Below are 22020 nucleotides of genomic sequence, written 5' to 3'. Positions count from 1 at the left end.
AAAAAAAGTTTTACAAAATTACTCATTTTAAAATTAATGTTGGATTGATGTATGATATTTTATCGAAATATCTCATATACAGCATCTATAAGATATACATATTGGTGAGATAATTTTTTTAAGCGCTACGATCGCAAAGAAATATTACCATCCTGAAAACATTTTGGTTCGCAAGGGCGTTTCACTAAGCAAAGTACACGCTATCAGTCTTTACTGAACGAAGTGCACTCGCGATCGAAAATAAAAGCTATTTATCAATAACTTTGCGAGCATTGCGTTAAAACAATAAGTACAATCTATATGCACTGCAAGCAAGTAAGTTTTTTAACGCTACGATTTCAAAGAAATTGGACAATCCTGAAAACATTTTGGTTCGCAAGGGCGTTTCACTAAGCAAAGTACACGCTATCAGTCTTTACTGAACGAAGTGCACTCGCGATCGGAAATAAAAGCTATTTATCAATAACTTTGCGAGCATTGCGTTAAAACAATAGAAACAGAGAAATACCTTCACCATCCTTGTCAAGGTTTAAAACCTTGACAAGGATATTTAAAATCTTAAGGTTTTAATGAAGAGTACGCACTCAGATCGAATTTCAGAATATCTCCTACTCTTTTGAATTCCTCATCTATAGTAGCATTTACGGTGATTCTTTCGTTAGAAATGGGATGATTAAAAATCAATTGATGGGCATGAAGCGTCATTTTGTTGATATCAAATGTCTGAAGCCACAATTTGTTCTGTTTATTACAGCCATGTTTTCTACAACCTAAAATAGGATGCAAAATATGCTTAAAATGTTTTCTCAGCTGATGAAATCTACCTGTTTCAGGAATTGCTTCTACCAAAGAATATCTCGAAGTCTGATGTTTTAAAAAAGGTAAATCTATTTCTGAAGTCTGCAAACGACGATAGTTTGTAACCGCATTTTGTTTAACTTCATTTTCATTAACTAAATCATAATCAATAGTTTCTTCTTCTTTTGTCCACCCTCGAAGAATGGCCAGATATTTCTTCTCCACATCGCGTGATGCAAACTGCTCGCTCATGATTCTAAGCGTATCTTTATCCAGAGTAAACAGCAGAACCCCCGAAGTTTTCCGGTCCAACCGGTGTACGGGATACACTTTTTGCCCGATCTGTTTCTTCAACTCCTGAATAGCATAGGTATCAGCTTCTCCGGCATAAAAAGATTTATGAACCAGTAACCCGCTGGGTTTGTTGATGGCAATAAGATGCTCGTCACGATAAAGAATTTCTAACATCCGGCAAAAGTAAAGATTTTTCGATTGATATTATATGCTGCCATCTTTGTAAACCTAACAGGTTTAGACATTCCTTTATCAATAGCCCCGATCTGAGAGAAAATCCCGCAGTGAGGCGGCGGCGCGAAGCAGAGCCGCCGAGCGAGGAATTGTAACGGAGAGCGGGTTCCCGGCTCCTGAAAAATTAAATTGTCAATATTTGTCTGTTTATTAACTGCTTTTTTTATTGAATCTCATGATTTTGGATCCAAATTGCTATTTTTGCATTTCAGACGTAAAAAAATTATGGCAAAGCAAGAAGATGTTTTCAAGAAAGTGATTTCTCACGCTAAAGAATATGGTTTTATTTTCCCATCGAGTGAGATCTATGATGGTTTATCCGCTGTTTATGATTATGGACAGAACGGTGCCGAACTAAAAAATAATATCAAACAATATTGGTGGAAAGCTATGGTACAGCTTAACGAAAATATTGTCGGCATTGATTCGGCGATCCTTATGCACCCAACAACATGGAAGGCATCGGGCCACGTAGACGCTTTCAACGATCCATTGATTGATAATAAAGATTCCAAGAAACGTTTCAGAGCAGACGTTTTGGTGGAAGATTATTGTGCTAAAATTGAAGATAAAGAGAATAAGGAAATCGAAAAGGCAGCGAAAAGATTCGGTGAGGCTTTCGATAAAGATCAGTTTGTTGCTACCAATCCAAAAATTATTGAATACAGAGCAAAAAGAGAGGCTATTCTTTCAAGATTGGCAAAGTCTCTGGAAAATGAAGACCTTGCTGATGTAAAAGCCTTGATCGAGGAGCTTGAGATTGCAGATCCTGATACAGGTTCTAAAAATTGGACTGAAGTAAGACAGTTCAACCTGATGTTCGGAACAAAACTGGGAGCTTCTGCTGACAGTGCAATGGATCTTTATCTGAGACCGGAAACGGCTCAGGGTATTTTCGTTAACTTTTTAAACGTACAGAAAACTTCACGTCACAAGCTTCCTTTCGGTATTGCGCAGATCGGTAAAGCATTCAGAAATGAGATTGTTGCGAGACAGTTTATTTTCAGAATGCGTGAGTTCGAACAGATGGAAATGCAGTTCTTTGTAGCTCCGGGAACAGAACTTGAATTCTATGAACAATGGAAGCAGAAACGTCTGAACTGGCACAGGGCTTTAGGTTTAGGAGATGAGAACTACAGATTCCACGATCATGAAAAGCTTGCTCACTATGCGAATGCTGCCGCTGATATTGAGTTTAACTTCCCATTCGGATTTAAAGAGCTGGAAGGTATTCACTCAAGAACGGATTTCGACTTAAAAGCGCATGAAGAATTCTCAGGAAGAAAACTTCAGTTCTTTGATCCTGAAAGAAACGAAAACTATGTTCCTTATGTAGTGGAAACTTCAGTAGGTTTAGACAGATTATTCCTTTCTATATTCTCTCATTGTTTAAGAGACGAAGTGTTGGAAGACGGTTCAGAAAGAACGGTTTTATCATTACCTCCGGCATTAGCACCCATTAAAGCAGCTATTCTTCCATTGATGAAGAAAGATGGTTTAGCAGAATATGCTGAAAAGATCTTCAATGATCTGAAATATGATTTCAACCTGTTCTACGAAGAGAAAGATGCTATCGGAAAACGTTACAGAAGACAGGATGCCATTGGTACTCCATACTGTATCACTGTGGATCACGATTCTCTTACAGATCACACGGTAACCATCAGAGACAGAGACACGATGCAGCAGGAAAGAGTTCCTGTTTCAGAGTTGAGAAGAATCATTGATGAAAAAACAAACTTCAGAAATTTACTTTCTAAAATATAGTTGAAAAGCCCTGGTTTCAGGGCTTTTTTATTTTTCGTAACATATGGGTTAATTTATTACTTTTATGTCTCAAATTCTAACCATGAAAAAAATAACTCTGATGATGTTTGGCCTGATCCAGACATTTGCTTTTTCCCAAACTCAGGACCTGACAACATTAGCTGCAGGTGATCACGTAGGAATGAATGCGCTATTCGATGATAAAGATAATTTGTACGGTTACGTTTCTCTCTATTCTTATGGTAAATCCGGTGACAAGACCAAGAAATTTGAGTATGTAATTCTTGATAAAAACCTCAACCCTGTTGCCAATAAGGAGTTTGAAGGAGATATCACGGCAGCCTCTTATCTGGGATATGTTGATTTTAAAGGTCAGATTATCTTAAAGCCTTCCATGATGGATTATTCTCTTGTGAAAAGCAAAGAAATATTTACTCCGGTTTCTATGGTAATAGATCCGAAAACCAACTCCATTACCCGGAAAATATATTACGACTATCTGGAAAACGGTACTTTCAAAGAGATTAACGAACCAAAGAGCTGGAAAGAACAGCGTAAGGAAAACCGTGATGAGAAAAAAGAAAAAGGCTACAACTACGTTTCCGCAGTAGGAGAACTGAAAGAAGGCGGTTATTTTGCTGTTGAATACAAAGATTACGGTAAGTATGAAAACAGCAACAGCCTCATGAGATTTGATGAAAACAAAAAGGAAATCTGGAGGTATCAATACAACACAGACGGCAGCAAAAAACTGTACACTACCCTTTCTGTTCTGGAAAGGGATGAGAACAATATGTACTGCATTATGAAAAAAGTGAATGACAAGCAGAAAACATTCAGTCTCATGGTTCTTGATATGAAAACCGGAAAAGAGAAATCCAGCAAGCCTATTACCGGATTATCTGATGATACCATAGACAATATTGAATCCTTCTACTCCAATTACAGAAAGCTTGATAATGATAAAACCTTTGATGATAAAGTAGTTTTGCTGGGAAGAAACTATGATAACTCAGAATCAGTAGGGTTTGCAAGAATGCTCCTCAACAAATCCGATTTCTCTGTAGATACGAAAACGATTAATTACGAGCCCAACATCTCTGCTTTTCTCCCGAAGCTCAATAAAAATGGTATGGTAGAAAGCGGATACATGCTTCAGACTAAAGACATGTACTTTATGAATGATGGAAGTGTGGGTATTTTATCAGAAAAGTATAAGCCGGCCGGTCAATATAACGCACCAAAGACGACTGATCTTGTGTACATCTACACGGATAAGGATTTTAAAGTGAAAAATGTTCAGGTTTTTGAAAAGGAAAAATCAAAATGGGTGAACAGCGATTATCTGTTTTCACAGTACCTCAACGGAGGAAAAGACGTGGTATTTTTCTATCGTGACTATCAAAAAGATGAAGTCACCAAACAAAAAAGATGGAATCTGTTTATCAATACCATTATTGATGGAAAATTCAAACAGGAGATTATTCCGATCTCTGAAAAAGATAATTATGCAGTAACGCCATATGTAGGAAAAGAAGGCTATATCCTGCTTCGTGAGTATAACGAGAAAGAGAAATTCAATAAAATCCGTTTGGAGAAATTAAATTATTAAAATAATAAGAACCCTGACAAAACATCAGGGTTCTTTCTTTTGTGTTTAGGCTAAAGCCCGTTCCTATTGATATTTCAATCACTTGTAATAAAAATCAATTTACTTTTGCTATAGTCTCGTTTGTCTGATAATAGTCTGCTATATTCTTTATTTCATCAAGACTTAAGTTCCACATAAAGTTCAGAAACTGCTGATAGCTTTCACTTTGATTTTTAGGTTCTATTCTATCCAGATACCGGTTGAGATTATAATTTTTTCTCGCCTCATATATTTTGGAGAAACATCTTCCCAACCAGCTTTTATAATATTTTTCTTCCTCTTCATCCTGCAAAAACTGCATGGCAGCATAAATTCCCAGTCCATAATCTTCCGAATGGAAATAATTGGGTAAAATCTCCATCCTTGCAGTTTTTCTTAATGTTAAAAAAAGGTCTGAAGGTTTTTCCGGACTGACAGGAGTTTTAAGTTCTGTAAAAGTCCTTTTAAGCGCTTCTATTCTTCTGGAAACTTCAGGATGCGATGCCAGAGAATCTTTGTTCAGCTTTTCTTTATAAAAGTTATAATTGTACAGGGAAAAATCTTCCTTTTTCATCCATTTCTCATTGAATGCCTGTCTGGGAAGATTAAACAGTTTTTTATAGGTTTCCACCTTTAATTCCCGTGGAGAGATCGTATCAAAATCCTGTAACCTCTGAAGAGCATTGACAAATTCTGTTTTCCTGAAATCACTGTTTTTAAAAATAACATACCCTAAAGAATCTGCCTGTATTTCATTTTGTCTTCTTTCCACGCTTTTCTTGTAGACTCTGTTTTTAAAAATATCGAAAGCCTTCTGGTTCTGGCTCTGGCTTCTGCTTGTCGTAGTGGATTTGATATTCTCAACCACCAGTTTATCCTGTTTATCCTGTTCTATAATTTTCAAAAAAGTCTTCAGGGAGTGCTCCTCTATTTTATGCCCAAGCTCATGGGAAATCACTGCAGCAATCTGTTCCTCGTTATTCAGCCAGCTGTAAAGACCCATATTGATGACAAAAGTTCCGTCAGCAAGGCAATAGGCATTGGGAGTGTTGTCTTTGGCAATCAGAATTTTAAGATCCTGGGGAATTGCCGGGTTGTTCTTTTTAAGACGTTGAATCATGGACTGTATGCTGGTTTCAAATTCAGATTTAAAAATAAAATCCTTATTCTTCACCTGCTTTTCAAAGTCTGTTCCGAACTCTTTATAAATTTTGGATAATTCAGAGCCTGTTTTCCCGGAATATTGAGACTTTAATCTCTTTACAGTCGCTTCATTATTCCCTTCAAAACTCTTTAAAAATGCTTTTCTCTGTATATAATCTGCAGTATCTATCGGTTTATAAATCTGGGCTGTTCCCAGGATTGAAAACAGGAAGTACCCCAATACAAAAATTTTTCTGGTCATAGTTTTCATCAATAAGAACAAAAATAACTTATTTGCTGATTCATTTTAAATTTTATAACCAAATTATTTTAAATTTGTTAAAGACCCATTCATAAAAAATGAGAATACTAAAATATATGATAGGCGGGGCTGTAGCCGGTGCGGCAGCAGCTTATTTTCTGGGATATGATTATTTATTCAATGGCATTTCCAAAACCTACCTGAAAGGAAAATCAAGCGCCCATATTGATGATGGAAATCTTTTCCCGAGCAATCCTGTTGCAACAGAAGAACCTAAACTCTGGGAGGAACATCCGGACTACAATAAAACAGAATTACCTAAACATTTAGTTGAAAACTTAAAACGTTCCAGAACAGCTGCTTTGGTAGTGATAAGGAATGGAAAAATTCTTCATGAACAGTATTGGGATGGCTACAACCAGCTATCACAAACCAATTCTTTTTCTATGGCAAAAGCAGTGACAGTGATGCTTCTGGGAAAGGCACTGGAAGAAGGAATTATTCCAACTCTAGATGAAAAGTTCTCCGATTTTTATCCCGAATTTAAAAACAAACCCTTTGGAAATCAGGTTACCCTTAAGAATTTGGCCCAGATGGAAGCCGGACTGGACTGGAATGAAGATTACAACAATCCTTTTCTTCCCAATGCTAAAGCCTATTATGGAAAAAGCCTTGTAAAAGCTGTATTTTCCCGAAAATTTAAAGAAGAACCAGGTGTAAGATTTGAGTATCAAAGCGGCTCGACACAGCTTCTTGGTTTTGCACTCCGAAAAGCATTGAATCAGCCATTGGCAACTTATTTATCAGAAAAATTCTGGGTCCCGCTGGGAATGGAACAGAATGCGAAATGGAGTACAGATGATCACGGTATGGAAAAAGCCTATTGCTGTATTCATTCCAATGCAAGAGATTTTGCCAAACTGGGGCAGCTTTTTCTGGATGATGGGAAAGCCGGAGATCATCAGATTCTCAATGCAGACTTTATTGAACAGATGAGAACTCCTACTGAAAAGTCTCAAAACATTTATGGAATGGGACTTTGGATCAATCATGACAATCCTGTCAAACATTATTATTTCCTCGGATTACAGGGACAATATATTATCATGGTTCCGGAGCATAATATGGTTATTGTAAAAACCGGGAGCTATTCCAATAATCCTAAGAATGACAGAGGAAGACCTGACCAGGTAAAATTCCTTGTGAATGAAATTGTAGAACTATTCCGATAAACAGTATGGAAAAACATAGCGTAAAAGTTGATGAATACATTGAAAAATCTCCTGATTTTGCAAAACCTATCTTAGATTATCTTCGTGAAATCATTCATGAAGCCAGCCCCGATGTGGAAGAAGCCATCAAATGGAAGTTTCCCACTTTCATGTATAAAGGGAAGATTTTATGTTCCATCACCGCTTTCAAGCAATATTGCAGCCTGGGATTCTGGCTGCATCAGGAAATGAAAGCTTTACAGGAAATAGAAACAAATACTGAAAAAAGTTCAATGTTCAGTTTGGGAAAAATAACCCGTCTTGAAGATCTGCCATCCCAATCTCAGCTGAAAAGAGCAATTAAAGAAGCCATGGAGCTTACAGATATGGGTGTAACGATGAAAAAAGCACCCCCATCCAGGATAGAAATGGAAATTCCTGATTATTTTCAATCTGCTCTGGATGCTCAGCCGAAAGCAAAAGAAATTTTTGAAAAAGCTTCACCATCTTTCAGAAAAGAGTATATTGCATGGCTTACAGAAGCCAAAACAGAAGCTACCAGAAATAAAAGATTGGAACAGTCTTTGGAATGGATAGCCGAAGGTAAAGGCCGCAACTGGAAGTACCAGAAAAAATAAAAAAACACACACAATGAAGAAAAAAATTATTCTCTTTTTCTTCCTGATTATTTCAATTTTTACATTCGCTCAGGAATTTGATTTTGAGAGACAATATAAGTATGCCCGTACACTATCGTCCAAAAATCCGGACAGCTCAGAAATTGTTCTGAATAAGATTATAGATTCTGCACGGAAAAGAAATCTGCCGGAATTTTTAGCAAAAGCTTATTATTTAAAGTCTTTCAACAGCTATCTGAGATCTGATGCTGAGAAAAGTCTTGATTTTGCAGATAAGGCGCTTAAAATAGCGACCCAAAGCGATTACAGCATCGGAAAAGCTCTCGCATACAGAATGCAGGGAACTCAATATGCAAAGCTCGGGCTGCTTAAAGAGTCTTCTGCCAGCCTCCGGAATGCACTCGCTGAAGTAAAAAATAATAATACCGAAGAAGGACATGAGCTGAAAGGAATGATCTATAATTCTTTTTTGATCCTTCTTAACAAGGAACAGTATAAAGAAAAAGCATATTATTCCAAAAGTGCCATTCAGGAATTTCAGAAGCTTAAGAATGTCAACAGAAGAAACGAACTGCTGATTTCCGCTTATACCAATATGGGATATAATTTATCTGAGGTAAAAAAATTCAGGGAGGCTAAACCTTATTTTGTAAAAGCCCTTTCGCTGGTAGGGGAAAACAATTATTATCTTCGGGCAAACATCCTGAATGATATCGGATTTTCTTTTTCAAAACAGAATAAACCGGATAGTGCGGTGCTTTATTATCAGAAATCCCTGGCCATTGTAGATCGGTATGGATTCAATGAAAAAAAGATTGAGGTAACTAAAAATCTTGAAGAAGCCTACGCCCAGCTTCACGACGACACCAATACCGAAAAATATAAAATTGAAAATCTTACATTAAAAGACAGCATTGCTTACAACAAGGCCATGGCCGTCAACAAAACACTTTCTAAAAAAGAAGAAAGCTTTCATCAGCAGCTCAATGAAAGCCATTCTGTCTCAAAAGGGCTTATTATTGCGTGCCTTGCATTGTTAATTGTTTCAGGAGCTGTGATTTTCAATAGCCTTCGTCTCCGTAAAAAACATAAAGAAGCTGTTTCCAGAATTTACAGAGAAGGCATTTCACCCGTTATTTATGAGGAAGATCCACAGGAAATTTCTGAGGATATTCAGGCAAAAAATACCTCTACTCCAACAGAAATAAAAATTTCGCCGGAAGTAGAGGAAAACATATTACAGGGATTAAAAATATTTGAAGAAAATCTTGAGTTTAACAACAAAAACATTTCGCGTTACAATCTTGCCAACACATTGAATATCAACACAAAATATCTTTCAACGGTTATTAAGAAACATAAGAAATTCAATTTCAACCAATACATTAATCATCTGAGGATCAATTACATTGTTAACCAGTTGAAAAATGAACCTCAATACAGAAAGTATAAGATCAATCACCTTGCAGAAATTACGGGATATTCCTCCCACAGTGCTTTTTCTCTTGAGTTCAAAAAGATTACAGGACTTCACCCGTCTGCTTTTATCAAAACCCTTGATGAAATCTCCTGATTACTGTTCTGCTATGGTAAGATTATTATAGCCACCCGTATTGTTGAGTGAAAAATTCGCGAGGTTTGAATTATTTAAATTAAACCAGATATAAGGCATCAGCCTCTGCCCTGCTGTCATGTAGAATGAAGCAGTACAGTTACTTCCTGCATCAATATTTCCTACGCTGTTTGAGGACATGGTATTGGCACATTTTACGGTGTTGATAATATTGGTGACAGCCAGTCCGGCCGTGTTATCGTAAAGCTGCCAGATGGCTTCTATCTGAATAGGATTTAAAGGATCCGTTGTATAATTAATGGCCAGCGGAGCCAGATCTGTAGTGAAAGTGGCTACATAAATTCCATTTCTGGGAGCTGTAAAAATACCTGTCGCAGCATTAAAGCTCGTCCCGGAATTGCTTTCAAAAGTTTTACTCCAGTCTACAAGATAATTGCTTGCTCTGTTCTGTAAACCCGCAGTTATAGTGGGAGCAGCAGGAGTTGCCAGTTTTACATTATTGGTCGTTTTGGCTGCAATAACGATTACTTTATTACTGGCAGGCTGTGCTGTGAGCAAAGGAAGCCATTCATTTCCATTGGAATATTCCACACCGTTGTTATACCGTACGGCACCCTCATCTGCGGCTGCGGCTGTAAGGGCAGATGTTCCAAAACCAATGGCGCCGTTTCCGGAATTTCTGGCATCCACTTTTACGGCTGGAACCAAAGTTCCAACTCCTATTTTCCCTGCACTGTTCACAAGGATATCATTACTCTGCTGGGCTGGAGTAAATGCAGACCCTGAAGCAGGATTATCTTTTTGTCCGTCAATATGCAAAATGCCCTGCGGATTTGGGGTATTGATTCCAATTTGTGAAAATGCACACTGGAAGCTTAACGTCATTAAAATCAGTAAACAATTTTTTTTCATCATGTATGTTTTTATAATCCGAAAATACTTAAAGAAGTTAGCGTAGAATCGGTATCCAGGGTTTTTGAACTTCCCAGTTTCTGATTCAGGCTTACTGTAATATTATCACCCTGGTTCAGGTTGAAAATACCTGAGCAGTTTCCTGCGACGCGGTTTCCAATTGTATTGTTTCCGGGATAACTTCCTACACATTTGAAAACTTTACCGGTTGCGGAAGAGGTAGAATTGGTCTGGATCAAGGTTTCATATCTTGAATCGTCTGCAATACTTCCGGAAGCCAGTGAAAAGGTAAAGGATACAATATATACCCCAGCTTTTGAAGCTGTAAAAGTTCCTGTACCGGCATTAAAGCTGCTGTTCACATCTGTTTTTTTAGTCCAGCCCGTAACGGCAGTCTGTACTCCATTGCTGAAACTTTGTATGGAAGCATTTTCGGCATCCACAAAATCATTGGGAGCCTTATGAGCCAGTGCTACCCAGGCCGTTCCGTTGGAATAGCTCAGATCCTGAGTTCCGGAATTATACCTCATCGCTCCTGCCTTTGCTGCAGACGCAGATTGTGAAGTTCCTCCGATTCCAATAGCATTCAGGCGTTCCCCTGATCTCAGATCCAGTCTTGTTTTGGGAGTTTTTTTTCCTACTCCTACATTTCCGGAAGAAGTAATGACTACATCATCATAATAACTGGAAAGTATTGAGGTATTTGTATTTTTCTGTCCGTCAATATGTACTGCTCCTTCCGGGGAAGACATATTGATTCCTATCTGGGCCTTCATCGCTATGCTGCTGCAAATGACCAGGGCCAGTCCTAATTTTTTTATCATATCCAATGTGTTATTGTTCCAGAATAGAAAGATTTACAAAGCCATATTCATTGCTTGCAGAAGAAGTATCGGTTCTCAGACTCAGGTTGCCATTATAAACAGACTGATAGATATACGGCTGAAGCGTGTCTCCTTTATTGAGCTGAACGCCTGCAACGCAAGATCCTGCCACCTGTGCCTGTTTTGAGATATTGGAGTAAGATTTTACGCATTTTTTTACCGTAGTGCTTCCGTTTACAACATATCTTGCTTCTGAAAAATAGCCTGAAACAATAGGAATTCTTACAAAGTCATACGTAAAAGAAACAAGATATACTCCTGTTCTTGGCGCTGTAAAAATACCTGTTCCGGGAGTAAAGTTTCCTGTCGGGTCGGAAACCTCTGTCCAGCCTGTAATACCTGTAGCAGCCTGATAGGGAATTTTAACGGCAAAGTTCGCAGCCTGAAGGTTGGCTACCACTACTGCCTTTGTTGGGGAAGAAATAAGATCCTGCCATACAATACCATCCGAATACTGCATCTTTCCACCATTCAGCGGATTATACCGTACAGCACCTCCGCCTGCAGCTGATGCTGTCTGACTGGTTTCTCCTATTCCGATTGCATTATCAGTATTGGTGGCTGAGCGCGTATCGATTCTGGTGGCCGGTGTTAAAGTTCCGATTCCGATTTCTCCGGCAGAAGTGATGGCAACATCATTGGAAATTTGGGTAGAGGACGGAGCTCCGGATGAGGGATTATCTTTTGCCCCATCCACATGGAAAATAGTTTGAGGGCCTGAAGTATTAATACCTACTTGAGCTTTTGAATAGCTTATGGTAAAGCATAAGGGAACCAGAATTCCCTTCATCAAAATACTTAGATTTTTCATTTAATTTGTGGTTTTAAAACGAGTACATTTCTTGGTCAAAGATAAATGTAAAAGCACATCCCACACAATAGCCCCGCTTAAGACACAAACACTTAAAATATTGATAATAAGCAAAATAGGATATTATTTTACATTATCAAAATACGGAATTTTATTATTTTACGATAAAACTGAACCCTATTTCGTAAGAAATTTTTAAAGAATTTATGCTTTTGGATGAAAAAGATTATTTCAGAAAAGATTGGATGTCATTAATAAGTTCATTATACGATCTCTCATATTCCGATCTCAATATTGTTCCTGTTTCAGATTCCTCAATAATGACATCATAGCCATTGGTCTTAAAATAGTCGTATGCTGAAATATAAATGAGAACATTTCCCTTCTTCAGTCCTAAAGCTGTAGTATCTGCGTCCCAGTAATCTACAAATTCATATCCGGAAAAGTCTTCCAGTTCAAGTTTATATACTAAATTATTGATTTCAGGTATTTTATTTTCCATTCAATAAGAAATAATAAAGGGAAAAATAAACAGAATTTTTGAATTAAAAATAATGTCAATGAAAATTTAAAGTTAATATAAGAGATACTATTTAACTATTCTATGTCTTGGCAGCCCAATCTCATGTGCCTGTGGATAAGGTTTTCGAAAAGTCATACTCACATCTTCCTTAATCTGTCTGTGGATATCATATTGTTTTTCTTTATCATAAGCGTATCTGGGGTCTGGGATCATTGGCATTTTGGCCATCTTATGAATCGTTACAGTTGGAAAATGAAAATCTACTTCTACTGTTCCCAGTAATAAATAGCAGCCGCCACCCTGAAAGTCATAATTTTTCAGGCTATCCGGAAAATGGGCAGTATCAAAGTAATCTCCATTTGCATCAATCCAGGTTCCGAAATACATCGTTCCTTTTTTGGTTGGAACATGTTTCCTTGAAATAAGATAGGCGAGTATCTTTACCTGTTTTTTATGATATTGCAGCAGATCTTTAACAAAAACAGAACCTCTGTATTGGGTCTGCAGTAAATCAAAAGGGCTGCATGAAACCGGAAAACCAATCAGTTCGATTTCATCGAAAGCATCTTCAAACTGTTCCCTTTTTAATTGCGGAAGTTTAAATTCCTGCACAGGTTCTTCAATCAGCATAAGCCCTCTCTGTTCCGGTTTAAAATTGACCAATAGTAATCGGGCTTCCACCAACAGTTCATTTTTAGGTTTACCTGTGAATCTGAACGCGCCAATAAAAATAAGAATCTGTATTGTTTCAATACCAATGGGAATTCGTCTGATAAAATCTTCCAGCGATTTGTATACTCCGTTTTTTTCGCGTTCTTCAATAATACCATGTGCGACTCTTGTTTCGAGCCCTTCCAAAAGCATCAGCCCCAGGTAAATATCTGTTCCTTTAAGCGTTGCCTTATATTCACTGGTATTCACACAAGGAACCTGAACATTTCCACCTGACATTTTTGCTTCATGGATATAGACTTCGGTGCGGTAAAATCCACCTTGATTGTTAATCACAGAAACCATAAACTCCAACGGATAATATACTTTCAGATAAAGACTTTGGTAACTTTCCACGGCATAAGAAGCGGAGTGAGCTTTGCAGAAAGAATATCCTGCAAAAGACTCAATCTGTCTGTAAGCTTCAGCTGTCATTAGCTCCGAATGACCTTTCGTTTTACATGATGCAAAGAAATTCGCTTTTACCTCCTGAAGCTTTTTGATTGATCTTCCTTTTCCGCTCATTGCCCTACGTAAAATATCACCGTCTGCAAGAGACAGCCCTCCAAAATACTGGGCAATCTTCAGCACATCTTCCTGATAGACCATAATGCCATAAGTTTCCTTTAAGTGCTCTTCAAATATGGGATGAAAATATTCAAACTGCTCAGGATGATTATGTCTGAATATATACTCCCGCATCATACCGCTTTGTGCTACTCCAGGTCTGATAATAGAGGAAGCGGCAACCAATATTCTGTAATTATCACATTTTAATCTTCTTAAGAGTCCTCTCATGGCCGGAGATTCAATATAGAAGCATCCGATAGTTCTTCCTATTGCCAAATATTCGTTAGCTTTCTGTTCATCTTTGGAAATCGTTGTATCCCAGATATTAATATCAATTCCTCTTGTTTTTTTTACAAGGTCTACCGTGTCTTTAATAGTACCCAGCCCACGTTGTGAGAGAATATCCAGTTTTTCCATTTTTATATCTTCTGCCACGTTCATATCAAACTGGGCAATCGGAAAACCTTTGGGGGGCATTTCTAATGCTGTGTAGTGGGTAATGGGCTCTTCCGAAATAAGGATTCCACAGGCATGCATACTTCTTTGGTTAGGAAACTTTTCCAATAACTTACCATATTTCTGCACCTGTTCCACTACTGAATTCCGGTCATGAACTTCCATTGATTTACCTGCCAGATCATCCAACTCTTCCTTGGGCAGACCAAATACCTTTCCTACTTCCCTGAAAATTGATTTGTATTTGAATTCAACATTAGTTCCGCAAAAGGCGACATGGTCTTTTCCATACCTGTTGAAGATATACTCCAATATAGCATCTCTGTTCTGCCAGCTCCAGTCGATATCGAAATCGGGTGGTACCTGGCGGTTAAGATTGAGGAATCTTTCAAAATAAAGGTCAAGCTCCAGAGGGCAAATGTCTGTAATTCCCAGGCAGTAGCTTACAATGGAATTCGCTCCGCTTCCCCTGCCAACATGCATAAATCCCATACTGTTGCTGTAGCGGATAATATCCCAGGTGATCAGAAAATGAGCGCAGAAATTCAGTTCATCAATAACTTTCAGCTCTTTTTCAACTCTTTCTTTTGCCGTCTCATGATCTTTTCCGTACCGTTTTTTCAATCCTAAATAGGCTAATCTTCTGAGAAGTTTTACATCAGATTCTTTGGATTTTTTATAGTGTTGCTTATTCTTTACTTTTCCAAAATCAAATTCAAAGTTACATTGTTCGAGGAGGCTTTTCGTATTTTCAATAATCCGGGGATATCTTTCAAATGCCTTTATCATCTCCTGTTTGGAAATAAAATACTCAGATCTGCGGCACACTTCTCTTTTGGTCAGCTTAGACAGTAGTGTATTGTTGTCAATAGCCCGCAGAATTTTATGCAATTCGTATTCTTCATCAGAACTAAAGGTAACAGGATGAAAAACAACCATTTTAGCGATGTGTTTTTCATATTCGGGACGTATCAGAAAATTTAATTCTTCTATTCTTACTCCTATAAATTCATTGTCTTTCAATTCCCGAGGAATATTACTCATGGGATAAACAATAAATACATCTTTGAATTCAGGAGCAGCTTCAGTCAGTTCTTTACCATTACAATTATGATCTGTAATCATTTTGTTGATCTCACCAATTCCTGAGAATTTTCTGGCTATGCCTACATAAAGAAGTTTCCCCCCGTTTCTGACCTCAACACCGGGAATAGGTTTTATTCCCAGCTCTTCACATGTTTTTTTAAAATCATAAATTCCCGTCACGGTATTGATATCAGTAAGCACCAGCTCTTTGATCCCTAAAGCTTTGGCTTGTGTTACTAATTCCTGTATGGATAATGTTCCATAACGAAGGCTGTGGAAAGAATGACAATTAATAAACATGTTAAAAGATTTAAAATTATTTCCCGAAGTCAAAACCGGAGGCGCGCCCTACCGCATCAGACCCGAAGCGGTTTTTGATATCATCCATTGTCTGATATAAACTCATTTGTTCCTCGGTGTCTTCAAATAGATTCATCTGATGGTTTCCGTGTACTAATCCTGTAAATCTCAGCCCTACCAAACGAAGCCTCATTCTCCTTGTATAGGCTTTATTAAAAAGGTCTAATGCTACCCTGGATAAAGTATGATCAGCAGAGGTATAAGACACTTTACACTGCCTGGTCTCGGTATCGAAATTGGAATATCTTATTTTTACCACCACTATAGATGTCAGCCATTTTTCCTGTCTCAACTGATAGGCCAGCTGCTCTGCCATTCCCGATATCATCCGTTTTAACTCGATAATATCCATGGTATCATTGGTAAAAGTTCTTTCAGTTGAGATAGATTTTCTTTCAGAATAAGGAACAACAGGGTTTTCATCAATTCCGTTGGCCTTTTTCCAGAGTTCCTTTCCGTTAACGCCAATCATCTGCTGCAGAACCAGTACTGGCATTTCAGATAAGGTATGAATCGTCCGGATTCCTATCCTTGATAATAACTGAAAGGTCTTGTCACCCACCATTGGAATTTTTTTAATGGATAAAGGGTTTAAAAATGGTTTCACTTCCATTTCTCTGATTTCCAACCTTCCAACAGGTTTGGCTTCTCCGGTTCCGATTTTTGAAACGGTCTTATTAGTTGACAGAGCAAAACTTATCGGAAGGCCTGTTTCTTTGGTAATCGCCTCAGCAATTTCTTTGGTCCATTGGTAGCAGCCAAAAAACTTATCCATTCCTGATAAATCCAGATAAAATTCATCGATACTTGCTTTCTCCATCAGTGGAACTTTCTCCTGAATAATTTCGGTTACAGTATGTGATAAATTGGAATACATTTCATGATCGCCTTTGATAACTTTTGCATCAGGACAAAGTCTCATCGCCATACGAATTGGCATTGCTGAACGAACCCCAAACTTTCTTGCTTCATAGGAACACGAGGCTACCACTCCACGATCTCCACCCCCTATGATGAGAGGAATACCCTGAAGCTGCGAGTTATTACGCCTCTCGCAGGATACGAAAAATGTATCAAGGTCCATATGTACAATTGCACGATTCACGTTACAAAATTAGAGACTATTTGTCCCAAAATTATTATATTTGCTGGTACAATTTGTCCCAATGTCAACTTTTGCAGATAACATAAGGTTTTTGAGAGTTAAGCGAGGATTATCCCAACAGGCTTTTGCCAATGATATTCTGATCATCAGCAGAGATCGCTACTCCAAATATGAAAGTGGCCGTTCGGAAGCTCCTTACGAAGTTTTAATAAAGATTTCGAAGTACTTCAATATAAGCATTGATTTACTTCTTACTGTTGATATCCGAAAATATCCATTGGAAGATATCCTGAAACTTCCTGATAATAGAATAGTCTTACCTGTTGTTGTAGACCAATTAGGAAACAACAGTATCGAGATAGTTCCGCAAAAAGCATCAATGGGTTATTTATCCGGCTACAGTGACCCGGAATATATTGAAGGGCTGCAAAGGATCACATTTCCTTTTTTAACCAATGGAAAATACCGAGCTTTTCCAGCGCAAGGAGATTCAATGCCTCCTTTTAAAGATGGATCTTACATTATCGGAAAGTATGTGGAAAATATCGAAGATCTGAAACCTGGCAAAAGCTACATATTTGTTACCCTCAATGATGGGATTTCTTACAAGAGATTCGATGCCGGAAAGAAAAAATCAATTACCGTAGTTGCTGATAATCCATTTTACCAGCCTTATGATATTCCATTAGAAGATATTGTGGAGATATGGCAATACGCTTCGAGTATATTTCCAGAGGATTTTGAACCTGACAGCAGAGACCATAACGTAAAAGACATGTTTCTGGAATTACGAAAAGATATTCAGAGATTAGAAAATGTAGCATTTAACGCCAACAAACAATCTCATAAAAAAGTCTAACCTGCCTTTTAGCTGGTTAGACTTTTAAAACTACTGATTATTTACGTCATTACTCAGTATAACTGTCTATTATCCTGTTATAGTATGTCCACTGATTTTCATTAAATCCGATACTATCATCCAAATCTTTTATATACTCTTTTATAGGAAGACATGGATTAAAACTTGTAAAGAAACTCGAAAAATATTCCTTCATATCTTGAGTTTTAAACCCAATAATAGCTACTTCCAAATCTCTTGACCCTGCTATAGCCCATTCATCAGAATTACTTGAGAACAAAGCAATATCATTTGAACTGTAACCTATGGAGTCTATTACATTATTATCCGGTTCCTTATAAAGAATATCTTCAAATTCGTTAAAATCGGTTGAAGTACTAAAGCTAAAAACATTATACTTATTGAATGATAGGAAATAATTTTCTGGTGAAGGATTGATAGTATAAAATATTATCTTTTCAGATTTTATACTTATTAAAAACATAACCAAAGTATCAAAAAACGAATTATCAAAAATATAATCAAAATCAAAAGCTAAATAATATTTTAATTCATTATTAAATATATTATTCTCTATCTCTTTATCAGAATTGAATAATCGTAGAAACCTACTTCTATAATCTTCAAATTCTTGTTTATTTTTTACAAAATCAATCATTGTTATGGTTTTAATCTTATTTTAATGTCTGTTTTTCCTTTTCCATCAGGACTTTTTCTAAAATCTGCTGTTGGGCTTCCTTCTTTACTATTCCGTCTCACCGTATAAGATTTTCCGTCTTTCGAATAAGTAGTTCTCTCTCCATCTGAAGAAGTTGTTTTTTCAAATCCGGATTCTTCTAAATTCTTTTCAAACTCTCCCTGAGAGATATTCGTTTCCCTGTTGTTAACAGCTCTTTTACCAGTCTTTGATTCATAAAGCGAATTTTCTCCATCTTCTTGAGGAACATCTGTTCCATTCACATCTTCTTCAGCTGCATCTTCTGTTTTCATGCTACCATAACCAGCACCAGGATCTGCAATGGTAGTATATCCTGTAGTTGGTGTACTAAGATGATTGTATGTCCACCAAACCCCCGCTGTTGCCAACATTACAGCTGCTACTATATCTGCGGGTCCAGGTGCCGGAGAATCAACTTGTGAGACATATAGGGCCATCATTGCTAAACTACCAGGTCCAGAATTCTTGTTTCCTGCTTGACCTGTAAAGGTTATTTCCTGAATCTGAGTTTCACTCTCTCCACTTGGAAGTACATTAATTGCACTAACTCCCTCTGGACATTCAGGCGGGCACTTTCCAATCAATTCACCTTGCATACCTGTTGGATCAGCAAACTTTATTGGGTTATTCCAAACGTAACTATATGCTTCATGAGTATATTGACTCCTTGGATCAATTACACTCCATCTTCCCAAATCCGGCATATAGAATCTTGCGCCATAATCATACATTCCAGTCTCCTGCAATTCCTTACCATTGTATTTGTAACTATACAATCCTCCAAAATTAGAAAGACTAAACATTCCTGAGATGTGGTTTAACCCAAATGGATAATAGTCGTTTGTATCTGTTACTTCAAGAACTCCTGCACTGTTTTTGGCAAAACTTACCCTGGCATTGTCTAAATGATCTTTATACTGGTAAATATAACGGTTTTCTGTGAAACTGTAAAAACCTTCCGCTGTAGGTACAAAATCCAGTATCCATCTTGGGGGGAGTTCCAGATCAGGAAAAACTTTACTGATACTTCCATAAGCCTGTTGTTCAAAAGCAGACTCTGTACGACAGGTTATACATATTCCGTCACCTTCTCTATAAGTATACTGAAACCCATCTAAATAATCAGTTGTAGTGTAACTGGTTGAACCTCTTACAGGTCTGCTTGAATAGATTTTTCTAAGCTTAGTTCCGTCTGCACGGTAAAGATAGCTCAGACCTATATACATAGGAAGCCCAAACTTGTTATCCTGAATTGAATAGGAGTTGGGTAAATTTAAATAATTATAAACAATAGAATAGATCCCCTTATCATTCATAGTGGTCATATTTCCATTTGCATCATAATCAATCATATTATTCCCGCCTTCATACCCTGCATCATTCATGGCAGATTCTATAACTTGATTCAAACGGTTTCCTGTGTATTTATACTCCAGGTTATCTACCAAAGTAGAGGTTCCTCCCGATACAGGAATCGCATTTCTTTTCAAGGTATTGATATTTCCGTTCAGGTCATAAGTAAGGTATTCATCAAAATTACCATTAGCAGGATTAGTGGCATTAGGTTCTGAGTAGAAGCCATTTTTTAAACGATTCAGGGAATCATACTGATAATTATATCTTTTCAAAATATCTTCTGAAGAATTTCTCCAGTCTATCTCTGCAATATTTCCATTAAATCTGCCAGGTGAATTTGTGGAGTTTAATGGATTATTGTACTTTATTTCATATCCAAATAATTTTCCATTCAGATTAGAAGGATCATTGATTTTAGTCAACCACCCTCTGATATTATATCTGTAATCTACTGTTTGTAAAGGATTAATAATATCCGTTCCACCTATTTTTTTAGATTCAAGCTGGGTAAGTTCATTATACTTGTTCTGGGTAAGGATTTCAACAGGGTTGGCGTCTACCTGGTGTTTATGTACGAGCAGTCTGTTTTGGTTATCATATTCAAAATTTTCTGTGATTACCCTTTCCTGATCTGTTTCCAGCCTTTTATGCTTAGTGATTACAGTTTGGACTACTCCTACAAAATCCAGCCTAGATTCTGTTTTAGTATAACCGCCCAGATGATTAATAGAATGTGTACCAATTATTCTGGCCTTATTGTCATAATAAGTATAATTCTTTGTCCAGCTATCATCTTCAATATTTTTAACAAAACTCATTACTGGTAAATTCTTAGTACTTAAAATATTACCAATAGAATTATCTGTTAGTGTATTTGCACCCAATATGCTAGATGGAAAAACAGGATTAAAACTATAGGATTGATAAGTGTCATAATAGTTTATACTTAGTATAGTCATACTCTCTGTTGGAAAAGCATTTTTAGTGTAATACACATCCATCCCATTTATTGAAAACGGAGCAGTACTTCTTTCTTCATTATTCCCAGGATTAGCTGTCATGTTATTTATGACAGTTTGCAAATCTACTCTAGTAGATGTATTAGCAAAAAATCCTGTATAGACAATCCTTCCAAATTTATCATACTTATTAAATAACCAACCTTTCTTTTTAAAGCTATTTTCTAATGTTCGTAAAGCTGGATCTTGAGTTAGTACCTTTCTGTTTTGCTTATCATAGATAATATACTCCCATCCTTTACCTGGTACTTTCTTTTCTACCAGTCTACCTTTGTTATCATACTTATACTCATAATAAAGTTTTTCAAGCGTACTAGGCTCAACAGTTGGTGCAGAGGCAAGTGGTGGAATTACATATACTAATCGATCATAATCATCATAAACATAATAAGTATCAGCATTTTCAGTAGAGCTCAATATCTTTCTAACTAATATTATTTGCTCTTTACTATTTTTAAATTTAATACTTTTATTTCCATCCTCATCAATTACAGTATTTTTATATAATTGATTTGCATCAAAATATTGAAGAAGCTTTACCGAAGGCTTAAAAACTTTATTTATTGCATCCCATTCTGTAATTGTTTCGTATTTTCTTACATAATCTTCAAAAATATTTACATCATAACCAAATTGTACTGATTTCCCATCCCAACCAATTCCTAATGGTTTTTCCTCTTTTATCCTATTTAAAGATGAGTTTTCTATTACTCTTTCAGAATATATTTTCTCACTTCCATAAATTTCCGGATCAGTAGCATTACTTAATGGGTTAGAATAAATAGCTCCATTCTGGGTAGAGCTTTGAGGAACTGGAAGAAAGTTTTTGATTTGTCTTCCAGAATTATCATATTCTATATGTTTTACTATATCTTTTCCCTTTGGAGATCCCTTCACATTAATCGTTTGTTTAGGTGCTCCTAATCTGTTAAAATATTTTATTGTATTAATTTGCTTAGCTGTTGAACTACTCACACTAACAGGCTCCAAATACTCCTTTTTCTGTATATAATTTTCTCCTGTACTTGGAGAACTTTGAGCATATATTACCCCAGTACAAGCAAAAATTTTAATTAAAATTATAGTTTTTCTCATTTATT

At 36.9% G+C, this 22020-nt stretch carries 16 protein-coding genes; 6 read left to right on the top strand and 10 right to left on the bottom strand.

Annotated elements, in window-relative coordinates:
- Window positions 1-558: 558 nt before the first annotated feature.
- A complete protein-coding gene (locus V0410_RS16635; RefSeq protein WP_280213234.1) occupies window positions 559-1266 on the bottom strand; it encodes a pseudouridine synthase in 708 nt (235 codons plus the stop codon).
- Between the two features lie 285 nt (window positions 1267-1551).
- On the opposite strand from V0410_RS16635, the gene V0410_RS16630 reads away from it, so the two are divergent.
- Together V0410_RS16630 and V0410_RS16625 are read left to right on the top strand one after the other, a co-directional pair.
- Entirely contained in the window at window positions 1552-3093 is a 1542-nt protein-coding gene (locus tag V0410_RS16630; protein ID WP_121486492.1) for a glycine--tRNA ligase, read from the top strand.
- Window positions 3094-3175: 82 nt separating this feature from the next.
- A complete protein-coding gene (locus V0410_RS16625) occupies window positions 3176-4705 on the top strand; it encodes a hypothetical protein (protein ID WP_330744938.1) in 1530 nt (509 codons plus the stop codon).
- Between the two features lie 94 nt (window positions 4706-4799).
- On the opposite strand, the gene V0410_RS16620 is transcribed toward V0410_RS16625, so the two are convergent.
- Complete coding sequence (locus V0410_RS16620; RefSeq protein ID WP_330744937.1) at window positions 4800-6128, bottom strand: M48 family metalloprotease; 1329 nt, start codon at window positions 6126-6128, stop codon at window positions 4800-4802.
- 98 nt (window positions 6129-6226) lie between these two features.
- On the opposite strand from V0410_RS16620, the gene V0410_RS16615 reads away from it, so the two are divergent.
- The 3 genes from V0410_RS16615 to V0410_RS16605 are packed head-to-tail and all read left to right on the top strand — an operon-like array spanning window position 6227 to window position 9550.
- The gene (locus V0410_RS16615; RefSeq protein ID WP_330744936.1) at window positions 6227-7360 is read left to right on the top strand and encodes a serine hydrolase domain-containing protein; all 1134 of its coding nucleotides are present in this window, start codon (window positions 6227-6229) and stop codon (window positions 7358-7360) included.
- A 5-nt stretch (window positions 7361-7365) separates the two neighbouring features.
- Window positions 7366-7977 (top strand): YdeI/OmpD-associated family protein, encoded by a 612-nt coding sequence (locus V0410_RS16610; protein WP_330744935.1) that lies wholly within the window; start codon window positions 7366-7368, stop codon window positions 7975-7977.
- A 13-nt stretch (window positions 7978-7990) separates the two neighbouring features.
- Window positions 7991-9550, top strand: a complete 1560-nt coding sequence (locus tag V0410_RS16605; protein ID WP_330744934.1) for a tetratricopeptide repeat protein — start codon at window positions 7991-7993, stop codon at window positions 9548-9550.
- Here the strand turns inward: V0410_RS16605 and V0410_RS16600 are convergent, their stop codons facing one another.
- The 6 genes from V0410_RS16600 to dinB form a co-directional block, all read right to left on the bottom strand.
- Window positions 9551-10465: a hypothetical protein gene (locus V0410_RS16600; RefSeq protein WP_330744933.1), complete on the bottom strand. Its 915-nt coding sequence runs from the start codon at window positions 10463-10465 to the stop codon at window positions 9551-9553.
- Between the two features lie 8 nt (window positions 10466-10473).
- A complete protein-coding gene (locus tag V0410_RS16595; protein ID WP_330744932.1) occupies window positions 10474-11286 on the bottom strand; it encodes a hypothetical protein in 813 nt (270 codons plus the stop codon).
- A 10-nt stretch (window positions 11287-11296) separates the two neighbouring features.
- Window positions 11297-12157: a hypothetical protein gene (locus tag V0410_RS16590; RefSeq protein ID WP_330744931.1), complete on the bottom strand. Its 861-nt coding sequence runs from the start codon at window positions 12155-12157 to the stop codon at window positions 11297-11299.
- Between the two features lie 226 nt (window positions 12158-12383).
- Window positions 12384-12659 (bottom strand): hypothetical protein, encoded by a 276-nt coding sequence (locus V0410_RS16585; RefSeq protein WP_330744930.1) that lies wholly within the window; start codon window positions 12657-12659, stop codon window positions 12384-12386.
- Between the two features lie 87 nt (window positions 12660-12746).
- On the bottom strand, window positions 12747-15803 hold the full coding sequence (locus V0410_RS16580; RefSeq protein ID WP_330744929.1) for a DNA polymerase III subunit alpha: 3057 nt from the start codon (window positions 15801-15803) through the stop codon (window positions 12747-12749).
- Window positions 15804-15819: 16 nt separating this feature from the next.
- Window positions 15820-16968 carry a DNA polymerase IV gene (gene dinB, locus V0410_RS16575; RefSeq protein WP_330744928.1) on the bottom strand — a complete coding sequence of 383 codons (1149 nt, stop codon included), beginning with the start codon at window positions 16966-16968 and terminating at the stop codon, window positions 15820-15822.
- 91 nt (window positions 16969-17059) lie between these two features.
- Between dinB and V0410_RS16570 the strand changes: the two genes are divergently transcribed.
- Window positions 17060-17827, top strand: a complete 768-nt coding sequence (locus V0410_RS16570) for an XRE family transcriptional regulator (RefSeq protein WP_330744927.1) — start codon at window positions 17060-17062, stop codon at window positions 17825-17827.
- 49 nt (window positions 17828-17876) lie between these two features.
- On the opposite strand, the gene V0410_RS16565 is transcribed toward V0410_RS16570, so the two are convergent.
- Together V0410_RS16565 and V0410_RS16560 are read right to left on the bottom strand one after the other, a co-directional pair.
- A complete protein-coding gene (locus tag V0410_RS16565; protein ID WP_123869400.1) occupies window positions 17877-18485 on the bottom strand; it encodes a hypothetical protein in 609 nt (202 codons plus the stop codon).
- Window positions 18486-18487: 2 nt separating this feature from the next.
- On the bottom strand, window positions 18488-22015 hold the full coding sequence (locus V0410_RS16560) for a DUF6443 domain-containing protein (protein WP_330744926.1): 3528 nt from the start codon (window positions 22013-22015) through the stop codon (window positions 18488-18490).
- Window positions 22016-22020 lie beyond the last annotated feature (5 nt).

Origin of the sequence: Chryseobacterium sp. CP-77, assembly GCF_036362765.1 — a bacterium.
GTDB lineage: Bacteria > Bacteroidota > Bacteroidia > Flavobacteriales > Weeksellaceae > Chryseobacterium > Chryseobacterium cupriresistens.
This window is presented reverse-complemented; position numbering and strand designations above follow the sequence as displayed.